General features: G+C 60.5%; 18 protein-coding genes. 9 read left to right on the top strand and 9 right to left on the bottom strand.

The features are described 5' to 3' along the window. Window positions 1-579, top strand: a complete 579-nt coding sequence (locus E2F43_RS00845) for a GNAT family N-acetyltransferase (protein ID WP_133210994.1) — start codon at window positions 1-3, stop codon at window positions 577-579. 12 nt (window positions 580-591) lie between these two features. Here E2F43_RS00845 and cysK read toward each other — a convergent pair whose 3' ends face one another. The 3 genes from cysK to E2F43_RS00830 form a co-directional block, all read right to left on the bottom strand. Continuing rightward, window positions 592-1,572, bottom strand: coding sequence for a cysteine synthase A (gene cysK, locus E2F43_RS00840; RefSeq protein WP_133208989.1), 981 nt, complete (start codon window positions 1,570-1,572; stop codon window positions 592-594). Between the two features lie 274 nt (window positions 1,573-1,846). Further along, a complete protein-coding gene (locus E2F43_RS00835; RefSeq protein WP_238946677.1) occupies window positions 1,847-2,356 on the bottom strand; it encodes a TlpA family protein disulfide reductase in 510 nt (169 codons plus the stop codon). Next, complete coding sequence (locus tag E2F43_RS00830) at window positions 2,353-3,582, bottom strand: YihY family inner membrane protein (protein ID WP_133208987.1); 1,230 nt, start codon at window positions 3,580-3,582, stop codon at window positions 2,353-2,355. The genes E2F43_RS00835 and E2F43_RS00830 overlap by 4 nt, the downstream gene beginning before the upstream one ends. Window positions 3,583-3,666: 84 nt before the next feature. Between E2F43_RS00830 and arsC the strand changes: the two genes are divergently transcribed. Genes arsC through sppA form a run of 4 tightly spaced genes read left to right on the top strand, consistent with a single transcriptional unit; the run spans window position 3,667 to window position 6,841 of the window. After that, window positions 3,667-4,017, top strand: a complete 351-nt coding sequence (gene arsC, locus E2F43_RS00825) for an arsenate reductase (glutaredoxin) (RefSeq protein WP_133208986.1) — start codon at window positions 3,667-3,669, stop codon at window positions 4,015-4,017. Next, complete coding sequence (gene wrbA / locus E2F43_RS00820) at window positions 4,017-4,616, top strand: NAD(P)H:quinone oxidoreductase (RefSeq protein ID WP_133208985.1); 600 nt, start codon at window positions 4,017-4,019, stop codon at window positions 4,614-4,616. Before arsC ends, wrbA begins: the two co-directional genes overlap by 1 nt. Further along, on the top strand, window positions 4,613-4,984 hold the full coding sequence (locus tag E2F43_RS00815; protein WP_133208984.1) for a DUF2069 domain-containing protein: 372 nt from the start codon (window positions 4,613-4,615) through the stop codon (window positions 4,982-4,984). Before wrbA ends, E2F43_RS00815 begins: the two co-directional genes overlap by 4 nt. Before the next feature lie 6 nt (window positions 4,985-4,990). Then, on the top strand, window positions 4,991-6,841 hold the full coding sequence (sppA, locus tag E2F43_RS00810; RefSeq protein ID WP_133208983.1) for a signal peptide peptidase SppA: 1,851 nt from the start codon (window positions 4,991-4,993) through the stop codon (window positions 6,839-6,841). Here sppA and E2F43_RS00805 read toward each other — a convergent pair. From E2F43_RS00805 to E2F43_RS00795, 3 genes are all read right to left on the bottom strand, one after another. Then, window positions 6,838-9,981: an efflux RND transporter permease subunit gene (locus E2F43_RS00805; protein ID WP_133208982.1), complete on the bottom strand. Its 3,144-nt coding sequence runs from the start codon at window positions 9,979-9,981 to the stop codon at window positions 6,838-6,840. The two genes, sppA and E2F43_RS00805, sit on opposite strands and share 4 nt — an antisense overlap. Next, entirely contained in the window at window positions 9,978-11,240 is a 1,263-nt protein-coding gene (locus tag E2F43_RS00800) for an efflux RND transporter periplasmic adaptor subunit (RefSeq protein WP_165954137.1), read from the bottom strand. The genes E2F43_RS00805 and E2F43_RS00800 overlap by 4 nt, the downstream gene beginning before the upstream one ends. A 147-nt stretch (window positions 11,241-11,387) precedes the next feature. After that, window positions 11,388-12,194, bottom strand: a complete 807-nt coding sequence (locus E2F43_RS00795) for a mechanosensitive ion channel family protein (RefSeq protein WP_133208980.1) — start codon at window positions 12,192-12,194, stop codon at window positions 11,388-11,390. Window positions 12,195-12,356: 162 nt separating this feature from the next. Between E2F43_RS00795 and E2F43_RS00790 the strand changes: the two genes are divergently transcribed. Genes E2F43_RS00790 through E2F43_RS00780 form a run of 3 tightly spaced genes read left to right on the top strand, consistent with a single transcriptional unit; the run spans window position 12,357 to window position 14,763 of the window. Continuing rightward, on the top strand, window positions 12,357-12,812 hold the full coding sequence (locus tag E2F43_RS00790; protein WP_133208979.1) for a MaoC family dehydratase: 456 nt from the start codon (window positions 12,357-12,359) through the stop codon (window positions 12,810-12,812). A gap of 11 nt (window positions 12,813-12,823) precedes the next feature. Further along, the gene (locus tag E2F43_RS00785; protein WP_133208978.1) at window positions 12,824-14,347 is read left to right on the top strand and encodes an FAD-dependent oxidoreductase; all 1,524 of its coding nucleotides are present in this window, start codon (window positions 12,824-12,826) and stop codon (window positions 14,345-14,347) included. Further along, window positions 14,347-14,763, top strand: coding sequence for a c-type cytochrome (locus tag E2F43_RS00780; RefSeq protein ID WP_133208977.1), 417 nt, complete (start codon window positions 14,347-14,349; stop codon window positions 14,761-14,763). Before E2F43_RS00785 ends, E2F43_RS00780 begins: the two co-directional genes overlap by 1 nt. Window positions 14,764-14,785: 22 nt before the next feature. Here the strand turns inward: E2F43_RS00780 and E2F43_RS00775 are convergent, their stop codons facing one another. Beyond that, complete coding sequence (locus E2F43_RS00775; RefSeq protein ID WP_133208976.1) at window positions 14,786-15,973, bottom strand: lipid-transfer protein; 1,188 nt, start codon at window positions 15,971-15,973, stop codon at window positions 14,786-14,788. A 30-nt stretch (window positions 15,974-16,003) separates the two neighbouring features. Then, window positions 16,004-16,438, bottom strand: a complete 435-nt coding sequence (locus tag E2F43_RS00770) for a Zn-ribbon domain-containing OB-fold protein (RefSeq protein ID WP_133208975.1) — start codon at window positions 16,436-16,438, stop codon at window positions 16,004-16,006. 139 nt (window positions 16,439-16,577) lie between these two features. Here E2F43_RS00770 and E2F43_RS00765 point away from each other — a divergent pair, with 139 nt between their 5' ends. Next, window positions 16,578-17,258, top strand: a complete 681-nt coding sequence (locus E2F43_RS00765) for an SOS response-associated peptidase (RefSeq protein ID WP_133208974.1) — start codon at window positions 16,578-16,580, stop codon at window positions 17,256-17,258. Here E2F43_RS00765 and E2F43_RS00760 read toward each other — a convergent pair. Next, complete coding sequence (locus E2F43_RS00760; protein ID WP_133208973.1) at window positions 17,255-19,768, bottom strand: TonB-dependent receptor; 2,514 nt, start codon at window positions 19,766-19,768, stop codon at window positions 17,255-17,257. The genes E2F43_RS00765 and E2F43_RS00760 overlap by 4 nt on opposite strands. Window positions 19,769-19,789: the final 21 nt, after the last annotated feature.

Below are 19,789 nucleotides of genomic sequence, written 5' to 3'. Positions count from 1 at the left end.
ATGGAGGTCAGGCCGGTATTGCTGGAGGGCGAGCAGGTGCGCCTGGAACCCCTCAGCCAGGATCATGCCCAGGGACTTTACGGCCGTGGCCGGCACGAACCCGACTGGGTTTATATGCCCCGGGCCTGTTTTGTCGACGCTGCCGATGTCCGCCACTGGATTGACGAGGCCACAGCGCAGGAGGGAAGGGTTCCCTTTGCCATCGTCGAGAAGGCCAAGGGCAGGGTGGCGGGCAGTACCAGTTATCTCAACATCAGGCCGGAGCATCGTTCGCTGGAAATTGGCTGGACCTGGCTGGGTCAGGATTTCCAGCGCACGGCCGTCAACACCGAAGCCAAGCTGTTGCTGATGATGCACGCGTTCGAGAAACTGGGCTGTATCCGGGTGGAATTCAAGACCGATTTGCGCAATGAGCGCAGCCAGCGGGCCCTGGAGCGGATAGGGGCGGTGCGGGAGGGCGTGTTGCGCAAGCACATGATCGTGCAGCGCGGCTATCATCGGGATTCAGTGTACTTCAGTGTGACTGACGAAGAGTGGCCGGCAGTAAAACAGCGGCTGCAGGGTGCGGCCAGCCGCTGATTCCCGGAGCCGTCAGCTGACGGTGGCCTGAACCGTTTCGTTGTCCGAGAAACGCCCCTCAAACAGGGGGGAGCTGAGATAGCGTTCGCCGGAGTCCGGCAGGATGGCGACAATGACCTTGTCCTTGTTCTCCTCCCTTTGTGACAGCCGGTCGGCTACCGCCATGGCGGCGCCACAGGATACCCCCGCGAGAATACCCTCTTCCTGCATCAGGCGGTGGGCATAGGTCATGGCCTCTTCACTGGTCACCTGCTCCACGGCGTCCACCATGTCCAGGTCCAGGTTCTTGGGCACGAAACCGGCGCCAATGCCCTGGATCTTATGGGGCGAGTGGGTTGGCTCTTCGCCCGCGAGAGTGGCGGTAATCATGGTGGTGGTATCCGGTTCCACTGCGACTGTGGTAATCGCTTTGCCCTTGGTGTTTTTGATGTAGCGGGAGATACCGGTCAGCGTGCCGCCGGTGCCCACCCCGGAAACCAGAATATCGATGGCGCCATCGGTATCCTCCCAGATTTCCGGGCCAGTGGTGGCCTCGTGGATTGCCGGGTTGGCCGGATTCTCAAACTGGTGAGGGCCCCAGTACTTATCCGGATCAGAGGCAATAATGTCTTCGGCGGCCTGAATCGCCGCGGCAATGCCCTTGGCGCCATCAGTGAGGCGAATCTCGGCTCCCAGGGCCTTCATCAGCATCCGCCGCTCCAGGCTGAAGGTATTTGGCATGGTGAGAATACAGCCATAGCCCCTGGCGGCGGCGACAAAGGCCAGGGCAATACCGGTATTGCCGCTGGTGGGTTCGACGATGGTCATCCCCGGTTTGAGGCTGCCATCCTTCTCCGCCGCCATCACCATGCTGGAGCCAATCCGGCATTTGACCGACATGGCAGGATTGCGGTTCTCCAGTTTGGCGTAGACATTTCCGCTGCAGATGCGGTTGATTTTGACCAAGGGCGTGCCACCGATGGTTTCAGCATTGTCATCGAATATCTTGCTCATGAGAGTTGTCCTTGTTGGGGCGCCGGGAAAGCAGGGAAAAGCCTAGTAAATGATGGGGATTATGTCCATATTCTGTCTAGTGTAAAAAAAATATTTGATCGGCCGGAACTTCCGCGAAACTGCCCGGTCATATTTATCGGTTAGAGCGCAAAGGCCCGTGTGGCATGAGACTCCCGCACTCTAACCGTCTGGATTCATCCAGGTTTCATATCCCTCTGTGAGAGATGCTAGTGTGTTCCGGCCCCCGATGGGGCCGGTTTTTTTTGCCTGTGATTTACCGACTGCGTTCGCCTGCCTCCGCCGGCAGGATATCCTCTGACGTGGTGCCCGCAGCGGGCATGCCCACCTGGCCGGTGGCCAGTGCCAGGGATTCCAGGTCCTGGGGGCCGACCAGTGTCGCCACCAGGTTGCCGTCGGGATCCAGGATGAGGGTGGTGGGTAATACCCTGGGCATCTGCGTCCCCAGGACCGAGGAGGGTTCCTCGAGAATAATCGGAAACTCAATCCCGAGCTGACTGATCTGCGCCTGCAATTCATCGCCCCGGGCCGCATCGAAATTGACACCCAGTACCGCCACCTGATCGTATTTGCGGTCCAGCGCATTGAGCTCCGGAATTTCCTTGATGCAGGGCTTGCACCACTTGGCCCAGTAGTTGACCACTACCCACTGGCCCTTGTAGCTGTTCTTGTCCAGGGATGGCAACAGGTTGTCGGGCAGAGTCTGCCCCGGGTCAGTGCAGGCGGTCAGTAGTAGCGCCGTGAGGGCCGCGATAATATGTTTCATCCCTGGTACAGCTCCACCAGATTCATTTGCAGCAACTCCCGCTGTTCCTGGCGCTGTTTGCGCAGCAGGCTGTAGGCGGTTTCCTGCCATTCCAGGTGGGCGTTGATATCCGAGGACACCAGGGGCTGTTCGCTGTTGACCCACTCCTTCAGTTGCCAGAAAGTAATGCTGTGCAGATCGCGGCTGAGCAGATAGTGGCCCCGGTCATTCTGGACGATGATGTTTTTCTCCATGAAGATGTCGCGCAGGTAGCGCCAGGTTTCGCTGTCCAGTCCACGGATGGCGGGATGGCGGTTATTGAGTATCTCGATCTCCCTGACGACTTTGCCCTTCTGCTGTCGTTCCCAGAAGACATAGAGTACATCCAGGGCCTTGAGTACGGCGGGTCGGCTGGCCTGCTCCTCGTCCTGGTAGCCGGAAAGACTGTGGACCAGGATGCCCCCCATCAATACGATGTTCCAGGACAGGTATATCCACAGCAGGAACAGGGGAACAGCGGCGAAAGCGCCGTAGATAAACGTGTAGCTGGAGCCGACGACCAGGTCGGTAAAAGCGGCCCGTGCGGTGTGGAACGCCACCGCGGCGACAAAGCCACCGATAAGGGAATGCTTGAACGGTACCCGGCAATTGGGGACTGCGATATACAGTAAAGTGAAGGCAGCGGTGGACAGCAGCAGCGGTGCCAGTTTGAGCAGCAGGGTGTTGACGCCAAAAAGATCGTAGCCATCCAGCGTATTGGCGAATGAGGACAGGTAGGTGCTGATTCCCAGGGCGAGGCCCAGTGCCACCGGGGCAAGGCTCAGGACCGCCCAATACAGCAGGAAGCTCGACACCGGGCTGCGGTTTTCCCGCGCTCGCCAGATCATGTTGAAGGCTTTCTCGATGTTGCGCAGCATGAGCACCGCGGTCACCACCAGGAACACAATACCGGGGCCGGTCAGGTTTTTCGCCTGCCGGGAAAAGTCATTGATGTAACTTTCCACCTCAGAGCTGGTTTCAGGCATCAGGTGCTGGAACAAAAAACTCTGGACCTGGTCTTCCAGGCCCTGAAAAGTGGGTATTGCCGAGGCCATGGTGTACAGCACGGTCAGCAGCGGCACCATGGCAAACAGGCTCATGTAGGTGAGGGCGGCCGCATTGGCGGAACAACGATCAGCCGAAAAACGGGAGAACAGATAAGTTATCCGGCGCCAGACCCCTTTGAGCAGTGTTTTTGTGTCCTCCATGGCGGCATTATGGCATGAATGTTCGCACCGGGGCTAAGTCCCTTTGCTATACTCGCCCGTTAATAATCTGTACCGGAGTTGCTCATGAGCGAGTTCACCATTTATCACAATCCGCGCTGTTCAAAGTCGCGCGCCACCCTGGCGTTGCTGCAAGAGCGGGGGATACAGCCAACCATAGTCCTGTACCTGGAGACCAGTCCCGACGCGGCTGAAATTAGCTCGCTGCTGGACAAACTGGGTATGAGTGCCGAGCAACTGGTACGCCGCGGCGAGGAGGCTTACAAAACCGCCGGGCTGGATAAAAGCTCCACTGAAGATGAACTGATTGCCGCGATGGCAGCACATCCGAAACTGATCGAACGGCCTGTTGTGGTCTGTGGCGAGCGCGCGGTTCTTGGCCGGCCACCTGAAAACGTGTTGGGATTGATTGACTGATGTCCACGCCCTATGTCTTGGTGCTGTATTACTCCCGCAGCGGGGCCACCGCCCAGATGGCACAGTTGGTGGCCCGGGGGGTGCAACAGCACGGTGGTATTGAAGCCCGGCTGCGAACCGTCCCCGCCATTTCGGCCAACAGTGAGCAGACCGAGGATGACATTCCGGCGCAGGGGCCGCTGTACTGTGACCTCGACGACCTGCGAGACTGTGCTGGCCTGGTGCTGGGTAGCCCGACGCGTTTTGGCAATATGGCAGCACCACTGAAATACTTTATCGACCAGACCTCCAGTCTCTGGCTCAGCGGCGCCCTGATCGACAAGCCTGCAGCGGTGTTCACGTCCACCTCCAGTCTGCACGGTGGCCAGGAGACGACCCTGCTGAGCATGATGTTGCCACTGTTGCACCACGGGATGCTGGTGGCCGGGCTGCCCTACAGCGAATCCGGACTGGCCAGCGCACAATCGGGCGGCACCCCTTACGGCGCCTCCCACTGGGCAGGCCCCGACAACAACCGGCCCATAGATAATAACGAGGCCTCCCTGTGCCTGGCACTGGGCAAGCGGATGGCACGGCTTGCGCTTGGTGATAAATCATGAACTCCCTGGCGGCGAGAACCCGCGTGGTGTGCTGGCTCAGTTACGGCGTGCTGCTGCTGCAACAGGTGGCCGAGGTCTGGCTGGGGCAGGCGCCATGGATTATATGGCTGGCGGTGCTATTGCCGCTGTTGGTCTTTCTGCCGGGCATGTTGCAGGACAATCTGCGCAGCTTTATCTGGCTGTGTTTTGTCTGCCTGCTCTATTTCATGCGCCTGGTAGTGAGCCTGTTTGAAAACCCTGCCAACGTGCTCGCCATCATTGGTATGGTCGCGGTGGTGCTGTTGTTCTGCAGTGGCATGATGTATGTGCGCTGGCGGGCGCGGGAATTGCGTCAGGCGGCAGCGGCTGCCGGCGGTCACGGAGATTGATTGTAGATGAGTAAACCTTCCCTGTTACGTCGTATTCTCAGTGGTATCTGGAACACCATCACCCGCATCAGAATGGCTCTGGCCAATCTCCTGTTCCTGTTGATGCTGGCGGTGATTTATTTCGTTTATTTCGGCGGCTCGCCGGAGCCCCTGCCGGAGAAAGCGGCGCTGCTGCTCAATCCCATGGGATCAATCGTCGACCAGAAGAGTCCGGTGGATCCGCTGCAGGCGTTATTGGGAGAAGCGTCGCCGGCAGAACATGAAGTGCTGCTGCGCGATGTGATCGAAGCCATCGAGATTGCCGGGGAGGACGACAGTATCAATTCCCTGGTGATGGAACTGGATTATCTAATGTACGCGGGTATCAGCCGCAGCCAGGAGATCGTCGCAGCCCTGGAGTCGTTCCGCGCCAGCGGCAAGCCGATTGTTGCGGTGGGTGATTTTTTCACCCAGGACCAGTACCTGCTGGCCAGTTATGCGGATGAACTGATTTCCCATCCCATGGGGGGGGTTGCGCTGGAGGGCTTCAGCGTTTATCACAACTATTACGCCGAGGCGCTCGACAAGCTGTCGGTCAGTATGCATGTATTCCGGGCCGGACAGCACAAGTCCGCGGTCGAGCCGCTAATCCGCAAAGACATGTCCCGGGGTGAGAAAGACGTGGCCCTTGAGTGGCTGGACGATCTGTGGGGGAACTACACAGACACCGTCGAGCGGAACAGGCAACTCGACAGTGGGGCGGTGAATGCCTACGTCAACGGCTTTGCCGCAGCAATGACGTCGGGTGATGGTGACTCGGCCAAAGTTGCTCTTGAGGCCGGACTGGTGGACCAGTTGATGACGCGTAGCCAGGCCAACGATTACCTGGCCGACATGGTTGGGGCGCGCAACGAAGACGGTGTCTATGAAGCGATTCCGTTTGAACGGTATCTGTCCCGCAAGCGGCCGCTGCAGTTGCCGCTCGACAACCAGCCCCGGGTGGCAGTCATTACCGCCCAGGGCAATATGCTGCCGGGAGAGCAGCCACCGGGCACCATAGGTGCTGACAGTCTGAGTCGATTGCTCAGAACCACTGCCGCCAAACCCGGTGTGGAGGCGATCGTGTTGCGTATCAACACACCGGGGGGCAGCATGTTCGCCTCGGAGATTATCCGCCAGCAAATCCTGGAGGTCCGGGCCGATGGCACGCCGGTCGTTGTCTCCATGGGCGCGGTAGCAGCGTCTGGTGGCTATTACATTGCCGCCGCGGCGGACGAGATTTTTGCCACTGCCAATACCATTACCGGCTCCATCGGCGTGTTTGCCGCTTTCCCGACACTGGAAAACCTGCTGCAACGGGGCGGGATCTACACTGACGGCGTTGGCACCACCTCCATGGCGGGCTCGCTGCGGCTGGATCGCCCGCTCAATCCGCAACTGGCCGCCTCGCTGGATGCCGGTGTGATGCACGCTTACCAGTTATTTCTTCAGGTTGTCGCCGACGGGCGGAATCTGGCGCTGGATGTAGTGGCAGCGGCGGCCGAGGGTCGGGTCTGGAGTGCGACTGACGCCCTGGAAATCGGCCTGGTGGACCAGTTGGGTGGCCTGGACAGCGCGATCGAGGCTGCCGCCGGCAGGGCCGGGCTTGATCACTATGACATTGAGTATGCAGAGCAGCCCCTCAGCCCCGGTGAACTGATTTTGCAGCAATTCGCCGAGCGCATGGGGAGCCTGGGAATCGTGCCGCAGGCGGACACGGTGGCAGTCCTGGCAGGGCTGGCCGGGCCACTGCTGGACGCCGCGGACCTGTTGTCCGGTCTGCAGGACCCGCGTCATATCTTCATGCGCTGCCTGACCTGCGCCGGGGCCTCGTTCTAGCCCACCGCGGGGTTTACGCCGGTGTGCGGGGTGCGCCTTGTCAGTCGGGCCAGGTCATCGAGAATCATATAGAGACTCGGAACCAGCAGCAGCGTGATGATTGTGGCGAAGACAATCCCGAAGGCCAGGGAAATGGCCATGGGAATCATGAATTGCGCCTGTGCGCTCTGTTCCAGCAGCATGGGCGCAAGACCGAGGAACGTCGTCATCGAGGTCAGCATGATGGCCCGGAAGCGGCGGCAACCGGCATCGAGGATGGCCTGGTTCTTGTCCAGGGTGCCATCGGCGGTCGTCTTGTTGACATAGTCCACCAGGATAAGACTGTCGTTCACTACCACGCCACTGAGGGCGATCAGCCCCATGACCGACATCATGCTCATGTCGTATCCCATCAACCAGTGGCCGATGATTCCGCCGATAACGCCGAATGGAATGACCCCCATGATAATCAGCGGCTGCAGGTAGGAGTGGGTGGGCACTGCCAGCAAGGCGTAAATGCCAAACAGCGCAAGCGCGAAGCCAATACCCATACTGACCGCCAGCTTGGTTTCCTCTTCCGCCATACCGGAGATGTCCCAGCTTAGCCCCGGGTACTTGGTCATCAGCGCCGGCATGATGTTTGCCTTCACCTCCTCGACCACCTTGGACGGTTCCACCATAGCGACATCGGCCTCCGCGGTGACCTCTGCCGCACGCTGGAAGTCGATCCGGGTCGACTTCATCAGCCCCTGTTCCACATTCAGCCGGGCCACCGTCTCAAAGGGCACCTCGTCTCCCTGAGGCGTGCGGATGTACATATTGTTCAGGCTGGCCACGTTTTCCCGGTCTGCTTTCGGGTAGCGGACCATGACCTTTATCTCGTCTATGCCGCGCTGGATCCTCTGGGCCTCGGCGCCGAAGAACGCGTGGCGCACCTGGCTGCCAAGGTCGTAGCGTGACAGCCCCAGCGCTTCCCCTTCCGGCAGCAGGTCGATATGGAACTCCTCGCGAGTGTCGCTGGCGCCGTTGCGGATATCGCTGAGGCCTTCAAAGTGGCGCAGTTTTTCTTCCAGTTCTTCCGCGGCCATGCGCAGGGTGTCAAAATTGTTGTGCTTCAGGTCGAAGGCCACATTGGGGCCAAAGTTGGGCCCGTCAGCTGCCTGGAAACTGAGAACTTCCGCGCCGTGGATAATGCCGACTTCCTCCCGCCAACGGGCCAGAACCTCGTCATTGGACAGCGATCGCGTATCCTGCTTGGTCAGTTCAATATCGATACGGCCATTGATACGATCGAAGCCGTAGGCTGCCACGTGCGCAACCAGGCCGTTCTTGCTGTTTTTCTGCTGGCGATAGTCGGCGTCGACCTGATGCAGGGCTTCAATGATCTGGCTAACGGCTTCAATGGTGCGGTCCTCGGGGGTACCGTCGGACATGCGCAACTCGGCGGTGAAAAACTCTCCCGTGGTATGGGGCGACAATACTGTCCTCACCACGCCGCCGGCAATCAGTCCGGCGGCCATGATGAGCAGCGACAGGAATACAGCCAGGGTGACATAGCGATTGGCCACACAGCGCGACACCAGCCGGCGATAGGGGCCGTCCACCAGCCTGCGCAGGCGTTCGTTGATACCCTCCTGCAGGTGGTCAACCTTGAGCAGCAGCGCGTTGCGGGTCGGTTTGCTGTGGGCGAGGTGCGCCGGCAGTATCCACTTCGACTCGATCAGGGAAAACAGCAGGCAGAGCATAACCACCCAGCCGCAGGCGGCAGTGAAGGGCGCGAAAATGCCCTGCACGAACAGGGTGGGAGCGAAAGCGACAATCGTGGTCAGTACGCCGAATGTGGCGGGCGTGGAAACCCGATAGACCCCGCGGATCACATTGTCCAGGCTATGGCCGTAGCGTTCGGTTTCGGCGTAGGCACTTTCACCCATGATGATCGCGTCGTCCACCACGATTCCCAGCACCAATATAAAGCCGAAGATGCTGATCATATTGAGGCTGGAATCGATATAGGGCGTATTGATAACGGCCATGGCGCCGAGGAAAGAAATTGGTATGCCCAGCATGACCCAGAAAGCGAGTTTGATTTCCAGAAACAGGGCCAGGGTGATGAATACCAGCAACGCACCGATGGCCAGGTTTTTGAGCATCATGCCGAGGCGTTCTTTCAGGTAGTAGGTCGCGTCTGACCAGATATCCAGGGAAACTCCCTGCGGCAGGCGTTGCCGCTTGTCCTCGACGTAGGCCTTGGCGGAGTCAGCGGTTTCAATAATGTCCTGCTTGCCCATCGCGAAAACGTTGATTCCCAATGAGTAATGCCCATTGAAGAGGGCGAAGCCTTTGGCATCCTCAAAGCCATCTTCGACGTTGGCAATGTCCCCCAGCAGTAGCCGCGTACCGTCAGGCCAGGTTTTCAGGACGATTTTCTCGAAGTCCTGTTGCACATAGGCCTGCCCCAGGGTGCGCAACATGATGTCGCCATTGCGGGTTTGTACCGAGCCAGAGGGCAGGTCCAGAGAGGATGCGGCAATGGTGTTGGCGACATCCTGCAGGGTCAGGTGATATTCGCGCAGCAACTGCTCGGAAATCTCTATCGCGATTTCATACTCGCGGGCGCCCACGACATCGGCGGCAGAGACGTTTGGCTGGGTCAGTAACTCCCGGCGCATTTCATCCGCGAGGCCCTTCATGCTGTGCTCGTCCAGGGGGCCGGATATCTGTATCGTCAACGCGGGGAACAGAACCTCCGGCAGGAAGATAACAGGCTCTTCCGCCTCTTCCGGGAAGGTTGAAATGCCGTCTATCCGGTTCTGGATGTCGTTGAACAGCTGGTCCACCGACACGCCATCTTCCGGCTCGATCATTATTCGACCCAGGGACTCCCAGGAATCGGATTCAACCCGCTTGATGCCGTCGAGGTCGTTGATGGCCTCCTCAACTTTCATGACCACACCCTGTTCCACCTCTTCCGGGGCGGCACCCGGGTAGGCCACGCTGACGAAAATCAGTTCGATGTCCAGGGCCGGGAACATGGCCCGCTGGATGGTGAACGCGCTGCCGGTGCCTACTGCGATGATGATCAGCATCAGCAGGTTGGCGGCAACCGGGTTGCGGGCGAACCAGGCGATGATGCCCGTGTGACGCTGGCCTGGCTCGTTCATGGGGAGACCGCCGCCGTGGCGTTGGCGTTACTGTCCAGCGCCGGTTCTGCGGGCAACTCGGTGGCCGGCTCCCTGCGCAGCTGGTCGCTGGGGGTGCTTGTGTTTATCCGGACTTCCGCGCCGTTGAGGGAGGTGTCCACTGAGGTCAGGCAAACGCGCTCCCCCTCGTCCAGTCCTGCGGTGACGAAAATTTCGTCATCGCCGGTGCGCAGAATGTTCACCTGCCGGTTGCGTAGAATATTGTTTTCGTCAACCACCCAGAGGCTGTTGCCCGCACGAAGGATGTGCCGCGGCAGAACCACGATTTCCTCGTATTCGCGTCCCAGAATATTGGCATTGACGAAAGTTCCCAGGCGCAGCGGTTCCTGTTGCGGGTGCTTGAGTGCGTAGGGATCATCTATTCGCGCCACGGCGTAGAGCACACGGGAGCGCTCGTCGAATACGCCCTCGGTGCGGTGCAGTGTTGCCGGCCAGTGTTTTACCTCGCCGGCGATGTCGGTGTAGAGGTCAATGGGCTGCTCTCCTGTGGCCCCATCGATATCCGGCAGCTCCAGGTATTCGAGCTTGCTCTGCGGAATAGGCAGGCGTACCTCGGCCTGGTCGACAGCAAACACCTCGGCCAGCTTTGCCCCGGCAGTCACGAACTGCCCCAGTTCGCTGTGCTTGGCGCGGATAACCGCGTTGTAGGGAGCCTTGATGATAGTGCGTTCGAGCCGATCCCTGGCGGTGTTGAGATCGGCCATGGCCGCCAACAGCTGTGCCTCGGCCAGCTCCAACTGGGGTTTGCGCAGGTACAGATCCCTGGCTTCTGCGCTGCGCTGGCTGCCGCTGGGCAGCCTTTCCCATTCCCGCTGGGCGACCTCGGCACGGCCGCGCTCCTGGGCCAGGTTGCTCTCCGCGGACTCGACGGAGGCCTGGGCGCGCAATAGCTCGGTCTGGTAGTCGCGGGGATCGATTCGCAGCAGCACGTCGCCCTCGGCGACAAAACCCCCGACGAGGAAGTTATCCGCCGTTGCAATGATGCGGCCCGACACCTCGGACATGATGCTGGTTTCACGCAGCGCGTTGACCGTCCCCTGTGCCTGCACCTCGACCCGCACAGTCTCTTTGGTCGCGACGGCAACATCCACGGACAGGGGTTTGTAAACCGGCTCGGCAATCTGGGCGGGTGGCCGGTTCAGGTAAAGCAGTGTCGTCACAGCGGCCGCCAGGCCGATGAGCAGGGTTGACAGCAGTATCTGTTTCTTGATCGGGGTCACGGGACATTCCGTTGTAGCGTAGACGGCCGTTATATCACAGGGGACTCTGGCGCACTGTGAAAAACTTGTAATATCACGGGTTTACGGCTTGCCGGCGGCAGTGGATCAGAAAGCAGAACGGGGGCAGCAAGCCCCCGTGGGGGAAGCTTACTCGCCCTTGTCGACGTGGACGTCCATTTGCGGGTAGGGGATGCTGATTCCCGCCTCGTCGAACTTGAGCTTGACCGCTTCGGTGGTATCCCACATTACGGCCCAGTAATCCGCCGAATTCACCCAGGGCCTGACCAGGAAATTCATGCTGGAGTCTGCCAGCGCCCCAAGCGCCACCACCGGAGCCGGATCCTTGAGGACCCGCTCATCGCTGGTCACGATCTGCTCCAGTATTTCCTTGGCTTTCTTGATGTCATCGTCGTAGCTGATGCCGAACACCATATCAACCCGACGGGTATCCCTGGCGGAGTAGTTGATGATGTTGTTGCCGATCACCGCACCGTTGGGGACGATGACTTCCTTGTTGTCCGGTGTGGTCAGGGTGGTGGTAAAAATGCTGATCTTGTCCACCGAACCCGAGGTGCCGGCCACTTCCACGAAATTACCCTTGGTGAAGGGACGGAAGACAATCAACATGACCCCGGAAGCGAAGTTGGCCAGGGAGCCCTGCAGCGACAGGCCTATGGCCAGACCGGCGGCACCGAGCAGGGCAACCAGGGATGTGGTGTCTATGCCCAGCTGGCTCAGTGCGGCGATCACCACAAACAGCAGCAGCACCCAGCGCAGGATGGAACAGAGGAAATTGATGAGGATTTCATCCATGCCGCGGGAGGACATGAACTTTCTCGCAACTCTTACCAGGGCCGCGACGACAAGACGGCCGATGTAGAAGATGACCAGGGCAAGCGCAATTTTAATGCCCCAGGGCACAACGACAGTGTCCAGAAGTTTACTGGTATCCATAGATTTTTCCTGATTTATTGAAAAGGTTGTGGTCTCATGAATATATAGCCCAGCCTGAGCACAATTCAAGACGGTGATTTTGCGGCAGGCGGTGGGAACAGTTGAACCGTGGGCGGTAGGCGCCGGTGATATAGTCGCGGCGACAGCAACGGGAGAGATGCTATGAGTACAATATTTGAGCAGCCGACGGATTTGTTGCAGGCCGTTGGCAAGCACCTGGGGTTCAGCGATTGGCTGGAAATCGACCAGCAGCGGATCAACCTGTTTGCCGATGCCACCGGCGATCACCAGTGGATTCACGTTGACCCGGAAAAGGCCGCAGCAGGTCCTTTCGGTAAAACCATTGCCCACGGTTACCTGACACTTTCCCTCGCCAACCTGTTCCTGCCGCAGATTATGGAGGTCAGGAATACGTCCATGGGCGTCAATTACGGCTGCGAGAAGGTGCGGTTTCCTGCCGCGGTTCCTGTGGGCTCGCGGGTGCGCGGCGGTGGCGAGGTGATCAGCGCCGAGGAAGTGAAAGGCGGCGTGCAGGTGGTTGTGCGCATGACCATCGAGATCGAGGGGAGTGAGCGCCCCGCCTGTATTATCGATACGATCAGCCGCTTTTTTCCCTGACAGCAACGACGATGGATGACTCCCGGTACCAATCCCTCAATCGCCGCCAGTTGCTGACCGCGGCCGCCGCCGGCACTGCGGCAATGGTGGCGGGTCCGGCGATGGCATTACCCCGCAGCAGTGTGCCCGGCTGGGATGAACAGGTGGATGTGCTGGTCGCTGGATCCGGGGCCGCAGGGACCTGCGCCGCTATAGAAGCACGCCGGGCTGGCGCCAGCGTGCGTCTGCTGGAATCGTTGGCAGTTCCCGGTGGCAGCTCAAGCCTGTCCGGTGGCGTGGTCTATGCCGGCGGGGGTACTTCCCTGCAGCGGGCACTCAAGGTGGAAGATTCGCCGGAGGCCATGTTCAACTACCTGCTGCGGACCGGTTCGGCGCCAGCGCCCAGGGAAAAAATCCAGCTGTATTGTGAGCAGAGCCCGGAACACTTCGACTGGCTTGTCGCCCAGGGTGTGCGCTATTCCGAGAAGATGACCACCGCCAAGGGACTGCCCCTGGGCGATGAGTCACTTTACTACTCGGGGAGTGAGCTGGCCTGGCCGGCCCGGGAGCATGCCGCCCCCGCGCCGCGGGGTCACGTGCCGGGTGTTCCCGGTATGAATGGCGGCCGCAGCATGATGCAGGTTCTGCTCGGCCAGTTGCGCAAGCTCGGGGTAGAGCCGCAAACCGGCGTGGAAGTGGATCGCCTGATCGTCGAGGCAGATGGCCGGGTGGCTGGCGCCGTGGTCACGCAGGACGGGCAGCGCAAGTACCTGCGAGCACGACGGGGTCTGGTGCTGGCCTGTGGCGGGTTTATCCACAACACCGCGATGCTGGAGCAATATGCGCCGCAACTTGCCCGCTGTTCGGTGCCCTGGGGGGGCGCCGGTGATCTCGGCCAGGGCATTAACATGGGCATCGGCGTCGGCGCGGCGGCTGTGCGCATGCACGAGGGCTTTGCCATCGCGCCCATTTATCCCCCGGAGGAGGCAATCGCCGGTATCCTGGTAAACGCAGCCGGACAGCGCTTTGTTGCCGAAGATGCCTATCACGCGGTGATCGGTCACAGTATTGCCTATCAGCAGCAGGGGCGTGCCTACCTGATCACCGACCAGTCCAGCAGCTACTCCCACCCCCAGGACAATTTCCCGCTGGTGGCCCAAAGCAGCAGCATCGGTGGCATTGCCGGCCAACTGAAGTTACCGGCCGGTGCCCTGCAAAACAGCGTGGCGTACTACAATCGTTACGCGGGTAAAGGTCTGGATCCGCTGTTCAACAAGGCCAGGGGCTATGTCAGGCCATTGCAGGGGCCTCCCTACAAGGCCTGGGACATTTCCGTCGACCGGGCATTCTTTCCCGCCCACACCTTTGGTGGCCTTGCCACCAGCATCGACGGTGCGGTGATCAACAGTTTTGGAGACCCCATCCCGGGGCTCTTCGCCGCGGGGCGCAATACCGCGGGGATACCCACGGCCCCCTACCTGGCCAGCGGCCTGTCTGTGGGTGATGCCACGTTCTTCGGGCGCCGTGCCGGCATTGCCGCGGCGAGAGCCGCCTGATGCGTCCCCTGGTGATAACACTGTTGGCGATGGTCTGCTCGCCATCCCTGGCCGCCGACGAATTGCAGAGCCGGCTGGCACTGGCAGATGCGGATCGGGGGCGGCTGGTGTTCGGCCCCTGTCGTACGTGTCACTATCCAGACGCTTTCATGGGGCATAATAACGGACCCAACCTGAGCGGTATTTTTGGCAAAGTGGCGGGCAAACAGCCCGGTTTCGACTACTACTCCAAGCGGTTTCGGGAGGCGGAATTTGTGTGGACGCCCCAGCTGATGTTCACCTGGCTGGAAGATCCCATGGCCATGTTCCCGGATTCAGTGATGATGAGCCGTGGGGTGCCTGACCCGCAGGACCGGGCCGACCTGATCGCCTACCTGAAACAGGCCACCCTGCGGCAGGCTGACCAGCTCGACTGATGCCGATGGCCGGGGCGTGGCCCTAGCGCTTGACGATGACGGAGCTGCCGTGACCGAACAGGCCCTGGTTGGCGGTAATGCCCACCTTTGCGCCCGCGACCTGGCGGTCTCCCGCCTCGCCACGTAACTGCCAGGTCAACTCGCAGACCTGGGCCAGCGCCTGGGCGGGCACCGCTTCACCGAAACAGGCCAGGCCACCGGAGACGTTCACCGGTATCCTGCCGCCGATCGCGGTATCACCGGCGCGCAGCAGTGTCGCCGCCTCGCCCCTCGGTGCCAGTTGCAGGTCTTCTATCCAGTCCAGTTCCAAGGCGGTGGACAGGTCATAGACCTCTGCCAGGTCGACATCTTCCGGCCCCAGACCCGCTTCCTCATAGGCCTTGAGGGGCAGGGTGGAGCGGAAAGCGTGTGCCTCCACCCCCGCGGCGGCGGCGGAGTCGGTGGCGATGTCAGGCATTTCAACCACACTGCTGGCGAACGTGGGGGTGGTGGTTGAAATCGCCGCTACCCGGGGGGCATCGCCTTTACCCAGTTTTTTTGCGTAATCGAGGCTGGATACGATCAGTGCGGCGCCGCCGTCAGAGGTGGCACAAATGTCCATCAGCCGCAGTGGGTCAGCGACCATGGCGGAAGCCGCCACGTCCTCGGCGGTGAAGCATTTGCGATAGCGGGCCCGGGGGTTCTTGCTGCCGATGGCGGAGTTCTTGACCTTGACCGCGGCAAAGTCCTCGAGCGTATCGCCGTACAGGTCCATGCGCCGGCGGGCGTACAAGGCAAAGTAGGTCGGGTTGGTAATGCCGAGGTAGAAGCGCACCCAGTCCGGGTCTTCCGGACGATAGCCACCAGCGGGAGCCAGGAATCCCTTGGGGGTGGTGTCGGCACCCACCACCAGCGCGACGTCACATTCTCCGGCGAGAATCTTGTTGCGGGCCGCAGCCAGGGCCTGGGAACCGGAAGCACAGGCGGCATAGGAGGTATTGACCTCGGCACCCTGCCAGCCCAGGGCCTGGGCAAACGTTGCGCCGGCCACGTAGCCCGGGTAGCCGCAGCGCACGGTGGCGCCGCCGGAGACAAAACTGATGTCCTGCCAGGGGACGCCGGCGTCCTTGAGAGCTTCCCTGGCGGCGGCGACACCGTACTGGACGAAGTTATGGCCCCATTTCCCCCAGGGGTGCATGCCGGCGCCGAGAATTGCGATTTCATTGGACATAGTCTGTACTGCTCCGCGTGTGCCGTGCCGTTATCGAGCGACGGGCTTCCATTTCCAGGTCATCTTGATGTCATCGTCGGTCTCGTGCAGCTGTTCCAGCACCAGTTCTACCGGCATCCCCACCTTGAGATCCTCGCAGGACACGCCTTCGATCACCTGCCCCAGCACCACCATTTGTTCCTGCTCCAGTTGCACCGCGGCAATGGCGTAGGGCTCGAATGGATCGGCGGCGACATAGGGTTCCGGCGGTTTGTAGCAGGCGTTGGTGTAGCTCCAGATGTGTCCGGTACGGCTGAGCTCCACTTCGTCGAAGTCGGTGCTGTCGCAGGCCGGGTTGCGGCAGTAGTCGTGGTTCCTGGGGAAGAAATAAGTGCCGCAGGCCTGGCACCGGGTGCCGATCAGGTGAGGTTTGACCGCCATGGTGTGCCAGCCGTCAATGGCAGGTGCCAGTGGTTTGTTGCTCATTGGTGTCTCCCGGGGAAAGCGCGGCTCAGGGTAAACCGCCGGCCGTAACGCAGGCAAGGGCGCGGCAGACAAGTGGCTGCCGGGTATATCAATACAGACCTGCCTTGCCGGCGGGCGCTTAATTGGGCAGAGTTGGTCCATGTGCGGACGGTTCAATGTTATCGACAGCCCCGGATTGCAGAGGCTGCTGCAGGATCTGGGCATAGACCTCAGCCTGCCGAGCCGGGCCAACATCGCCCCCACCGAGGCGGTAGGCCTGGTGCGGACGCTGGAATCGGGAAATCAACTGGACGCCGCCCGCTGGTGGCTGACCCCTGCCTGGGCACCGGCGGTGGACCAGAAGTACAGCATGTTCAACGCCCGCAGCGAGACCCTGGGCACAAGTCGGGCCTTCAAGACCCCGTTCAAGCGCCAGCGTGGCATTGTGCCCATGAGCAGCTTTATCGAGTGGCGCAGTGAGGGCGGGGTGAAGCAACCCTGGTTGATCAGTAACGCCTGTGGCGCTTTTGCCGCGGCCGCACTCTGGGATGTGTGGAATGGGGATGGCTCCGAGCTGCTCAGCTGTACCCTGGTAACCACCGCGGCAGCGCCGGCGTTTGCGCCCTGGCACCAGCGTATGCCGGTGGTGCTGGACGCCGGCGAGCAGGCGCGCTGGCTGGACAATGCGCGGCCGATAGCGGCCGATGATCCCCTGTTTCGCAGTGAACTGAAGCAGGAGTGGCGGCTGGCACCCTTGTCGAGAGAGGTGAATAACGCCCGCAACAAGTCCGGGGACCTGCTGCGGGAAATCGCGGAAGTGCTTGTGCTTGCCCCGACCTAGAACGAATAGCGCAGGTCCACACCCCAGGTCAGGGTGTCTTCCGGAGAGGTGTGGTAGGCGCCCAGGGCGTCCGCGGCCAAACCGCCCGGGTTGCCGGCGTACTCTTCATCCAGCAGGTTGTTACCCCAAAGGGCAACCTCAATGCTGTCCTCCTCATTGGACCAGGCCAGGCGCGCGTTCAGGTATTTCCTGTCCTGGAAGTACCAGGGCCCGGTGGTGAACAACGCGGTATTGTCGTTGGGACCGGGATCTTCGCGGAACTGGTAGTTCATATGCAGGAGCATATAGCCGTAGGCGATCTGCGGTGTCCAGTCCAGCTTCAGGGTGTATTCGGTATTGGTTTCCCCGGTGGTTTTTTCTCCCCCGGAGAGTTCACCCGCCGCATTGTAATACTCTTCTGAGACGCTCTCGGTCTCACGGTAGGTGGTCAATCCGGAGAGGCGCAGGGACTCGGTCACGTTCCAGGTCAGCACCAATTCGATGCCGTCGGCCTCGTCATCGCTGCTCACCACCCCGGGTGCTGCGGTTGGGTCGTCCGGGCCTTCCTTGATGTCGGTGGAGCGCTGGCGACCATCCAGTTCGTGATGGAACAAAGCCACTTCCGCGCGCAGGCTGTCATCGAAGAAATCACCCTTGATGCCGATTTCATAGCTGGTCATCTCTTCCGGATCAAAGGCACCGGTGACGAAGGCGTTAAAGCTCTGGCCGTCAAAACCGCCCGATTTGTAGCCGGTGGCGACAGAGATGTAGGTCATTGCATAATCCGTAAACTGCCAGTCAGCGACGAATCGGCCGGTGGTTTTGTTCCAGTCGTCCTTGGTGCTGAACTTGTTGTACCAGGCGTCCTGGGGGGCGCCAGTCTGGGCCGGAATGTAGTTGACCCGGAAGGGCAGGAAGGGCCAGTCGTCAAAGCTGTTATCGTGGGTTTGCCAGGAATAGTCCTTCTCGTCGTAGCTGTAACGGAGGCCGCCGGCGAGACGAATGGTATCGGTCAGCTGGTAGGACAGGTCGACGAAGATACCCCAGTTGACGAAGTCACCGGTGTTATCCATGGTCTCGGTGAAGTACCGTCCGGAGAAGCTGGGGGGTAACACCGCAGTCGGTACCCCGGTCTGCTCGGAGGCGAAGCCCGAGAAGAACAGGTAGGTGGCATCCGGCTCCTGGCCGAAGTAATCCCAGATATGATCGTCAGGGCCCAGCTCCACATCCGGGGGTATCAAACCCAGTTCCTGGGCGCCCGGCAGTAATTCAGCGCTGAGGAATTGCATGTAGGAATCGGTAAGCAGGCCGATGTCGGTACGCTGGAACACCTCCTCCTGACTGTAGTTGGCCCCGGTGATCAGGTTGATTCTGTCATCGACATAATTGAAGCGGACTTCCGAGTAGAAAATGTCCGAATCTTCAATATTGTTGGTGTCCAGGTAGCGACGGGCTGCGGGCGTGCCGTCCTCTTCCTGCAGGTTGGTGGTGTCCCAGTCGCGATAGCTGACGATGCCGAACATGTCCCAGGCGTCATTGATCGCGTGGTTAATCTGTAGCGACACGCCGTACATCTCGCGTGTCTCTTCCTCATTGTTACGCTCGGCGTTGTAACTTTTACCCGCGCCGGCGATATCGTGCTTGTCCTTGCTGCGGAAGGGGTCATTGCTGCCCTGATAAGCATATTTGCTCACGCCGATCGCCGGGCGGGGCATTTCGTCGCGATCTTCGTAGTCCGCCGCGAGCTGAATATCGGTGTCTTCACTGAGTTGCCACAGCAAGACGCCGCGAGCCGCCCAGTAACCCTCGTCACGAAAATCGCCGCCGTTGGTCGCGGTCTCGGTGTTACCACTGCGCTGATTGCTGAAAACATTAGCCCGCAGGAACAGTTTTTCGGTCAGCGGCGTGTTGACCATGCCTTCGACGCGTACCAGATCATTGGTACCCAGGCGCGCCTTGGCAAACCCCTCGAACTCCTCATGGGGTCTGTTCGGTACGATATTGATGACCCCGGCAGTGGAGTTGCGGCCGAACAGGGTGCCCTGGGGGCCTTTCAGAACCTCCGTCCGGGCAATGTCGGTAAAGGGAATCGAGGTCACGGCCCTCGGCATATAGGAGCCGTCGTAAAAGGTCGCGACCGAAGGGTCCTGGCCAGAGCTGATGTTGGGGCTGCTGACACCGCGCACGGTAATACCCAGCTGGGTGGAACCGCCTACCGCGTCGCCGATCTCCACACCGGGCATGAAGGCGTCGATGTCCTGGATGGTGGCGGCGCCGGTGTTAACCATGTCCTGGGCGGTGAAAGCGTTCACCGCTCCGGGTACGGTCATAAAACTTTCTTCCCGCTTCTGGGCGGTGACGATGATCTCCTCCAGCTGCAGGTTGTAACGACCCTGACTGGCTTCTTCCTGGGCCAGCGCGGTGACGGCGAATGTGGAGGCGCCCAGTATCAGTGTGGCAGATTTCACGGCTCGGAAAAGTGGCGAAGGCAACGCGGGGGCCGCCCGGCGGAAAGGGGGTTGGTTGGTCATTTTTCAGGTCTCGCATTTGTT

Source organism: Seongchinamella unica, from assembly GCF_004354085.1.
Lineage (GTDB): Bacteria > Pseudomonadota > Gammaproteobacteria > Pseudomonadales > Halieaceae > Halioglobus > Halioglobus unicus.
This window is presented reverse-complemented; position numbering and strand designations above follow the sequence as displayed.

Coding starts and splice junctions, on each gene's coding strand:
- E2F43_RS00760 (WP_133208973.1), bottom strand. CDS start 19,768: ATGACCAACCAACCCCCTTTCCGCCGGGCGGCCCCCGCGTTGCCTTCG.
- cysK (WP_133208989.1), bottom strand. CDS start 1,572: ATGAGCAAGATATTCGATGACAATGCTGAAACCATCGGTGGCACGCCC.
- E2F43_RS00780 (WP_133208977.1), top strand. CDS start 14,347: ATGCGTCCCCTGGTGATAACACTGTTGGCGATGGTCTGCTCGCCATCC.
- E2F43_RS00795 (WP_133208980.1), bottom strand. CDS start 12,194: ATGGATACCAGTAAACTTCTGGACACTGTCGTTGTGCCCTGGGGCATT.
- E2F43_RS00805 (WP_133208982.1), bottom strand. CDS start 9,981: ATGAACGAGCCAGGCCAGCGTCACACGGGCATCATCGCCTGGTTCGCC.
- E2F43_RS00770 (WP_133208975.1), bottom strand. CDS start 16,438: ATGAGCAACAAACCACTGGCACCTGCCATTGACGGCTGGCACACCATG.
- arsC (WP_133208986.1), top strand. CDS start 3,667: ATGAGCGAGTTCACCATTTATCACAATCCGCGCTGTTCAAAGTCGCGC.
- E2F43_RS00845 (WP_133210994.1), top strand. CDS start 1: ATGGAGGTCAGGCCGGTATTGCTGGAGGGCGAGCAGGTGCGCCTGGAA.
- E2F43_RS00775 (WP_133208976.1), bottom strand. CDS start 15,973: ATGTCCAATGAAATCGCAATTCTCGGCGCCGGCATGCACCCCTGGGGG.
- wrbA (WP_133208985.1), top strand. CDS start 4,017: ATGTCCACGCCCTATGTCTTGGTGCTGTATTACTCCCGCAGCGGGGCC.
- sppA (WP_133208983.1), top strand. CDS start 4,991: ATGAGTAAACCTTCCCTGTTACGTCGTATTCTCAGTGGTATCTGGAAC.
- E2F43_RS00830 (WP_133208987.1), bottom strand. CDS start 3,582: ATGGAGGACACAAAAACACTGCTCAAAGGGGTCTGGCGCCGGATAACT.
- E2F43_RS00835 (WP_238946677.1), bottom strand. CDS start 2,356: ATGAAACATATTATCGCGGCCCTCACGGCGCTACTACTGACCGCCTGC.
- E2F43_RS00815 (WP_133208984.1), top strand. CDS start 4,613: ATGAACTCCCTGGCGGCGAGAACCCGCGTGGTGTGCTGGCTCAGTTAC.
- E2F43_RS00790 (WP_133208979.1), top strand. CDS start 12,357: ATGAGTACAATATTTGAGCAGCCGACGGATTTGTTGCAGGCCGTTGGC.
- E2F43_RS00765 (WP_133208974.1), top strand. CDS start 16,578: ATGTGCGGACGGTTCAATGTTATCGACAGCCCCGGATTGCAGAGGCTG.
- E2F43_RS00785 (WP_133208978.1), top strand. CDS start 12,824: ATGGATGACTCCCGGTACCAATCCCTCAATCGCCGCCAGTTGCTGACC.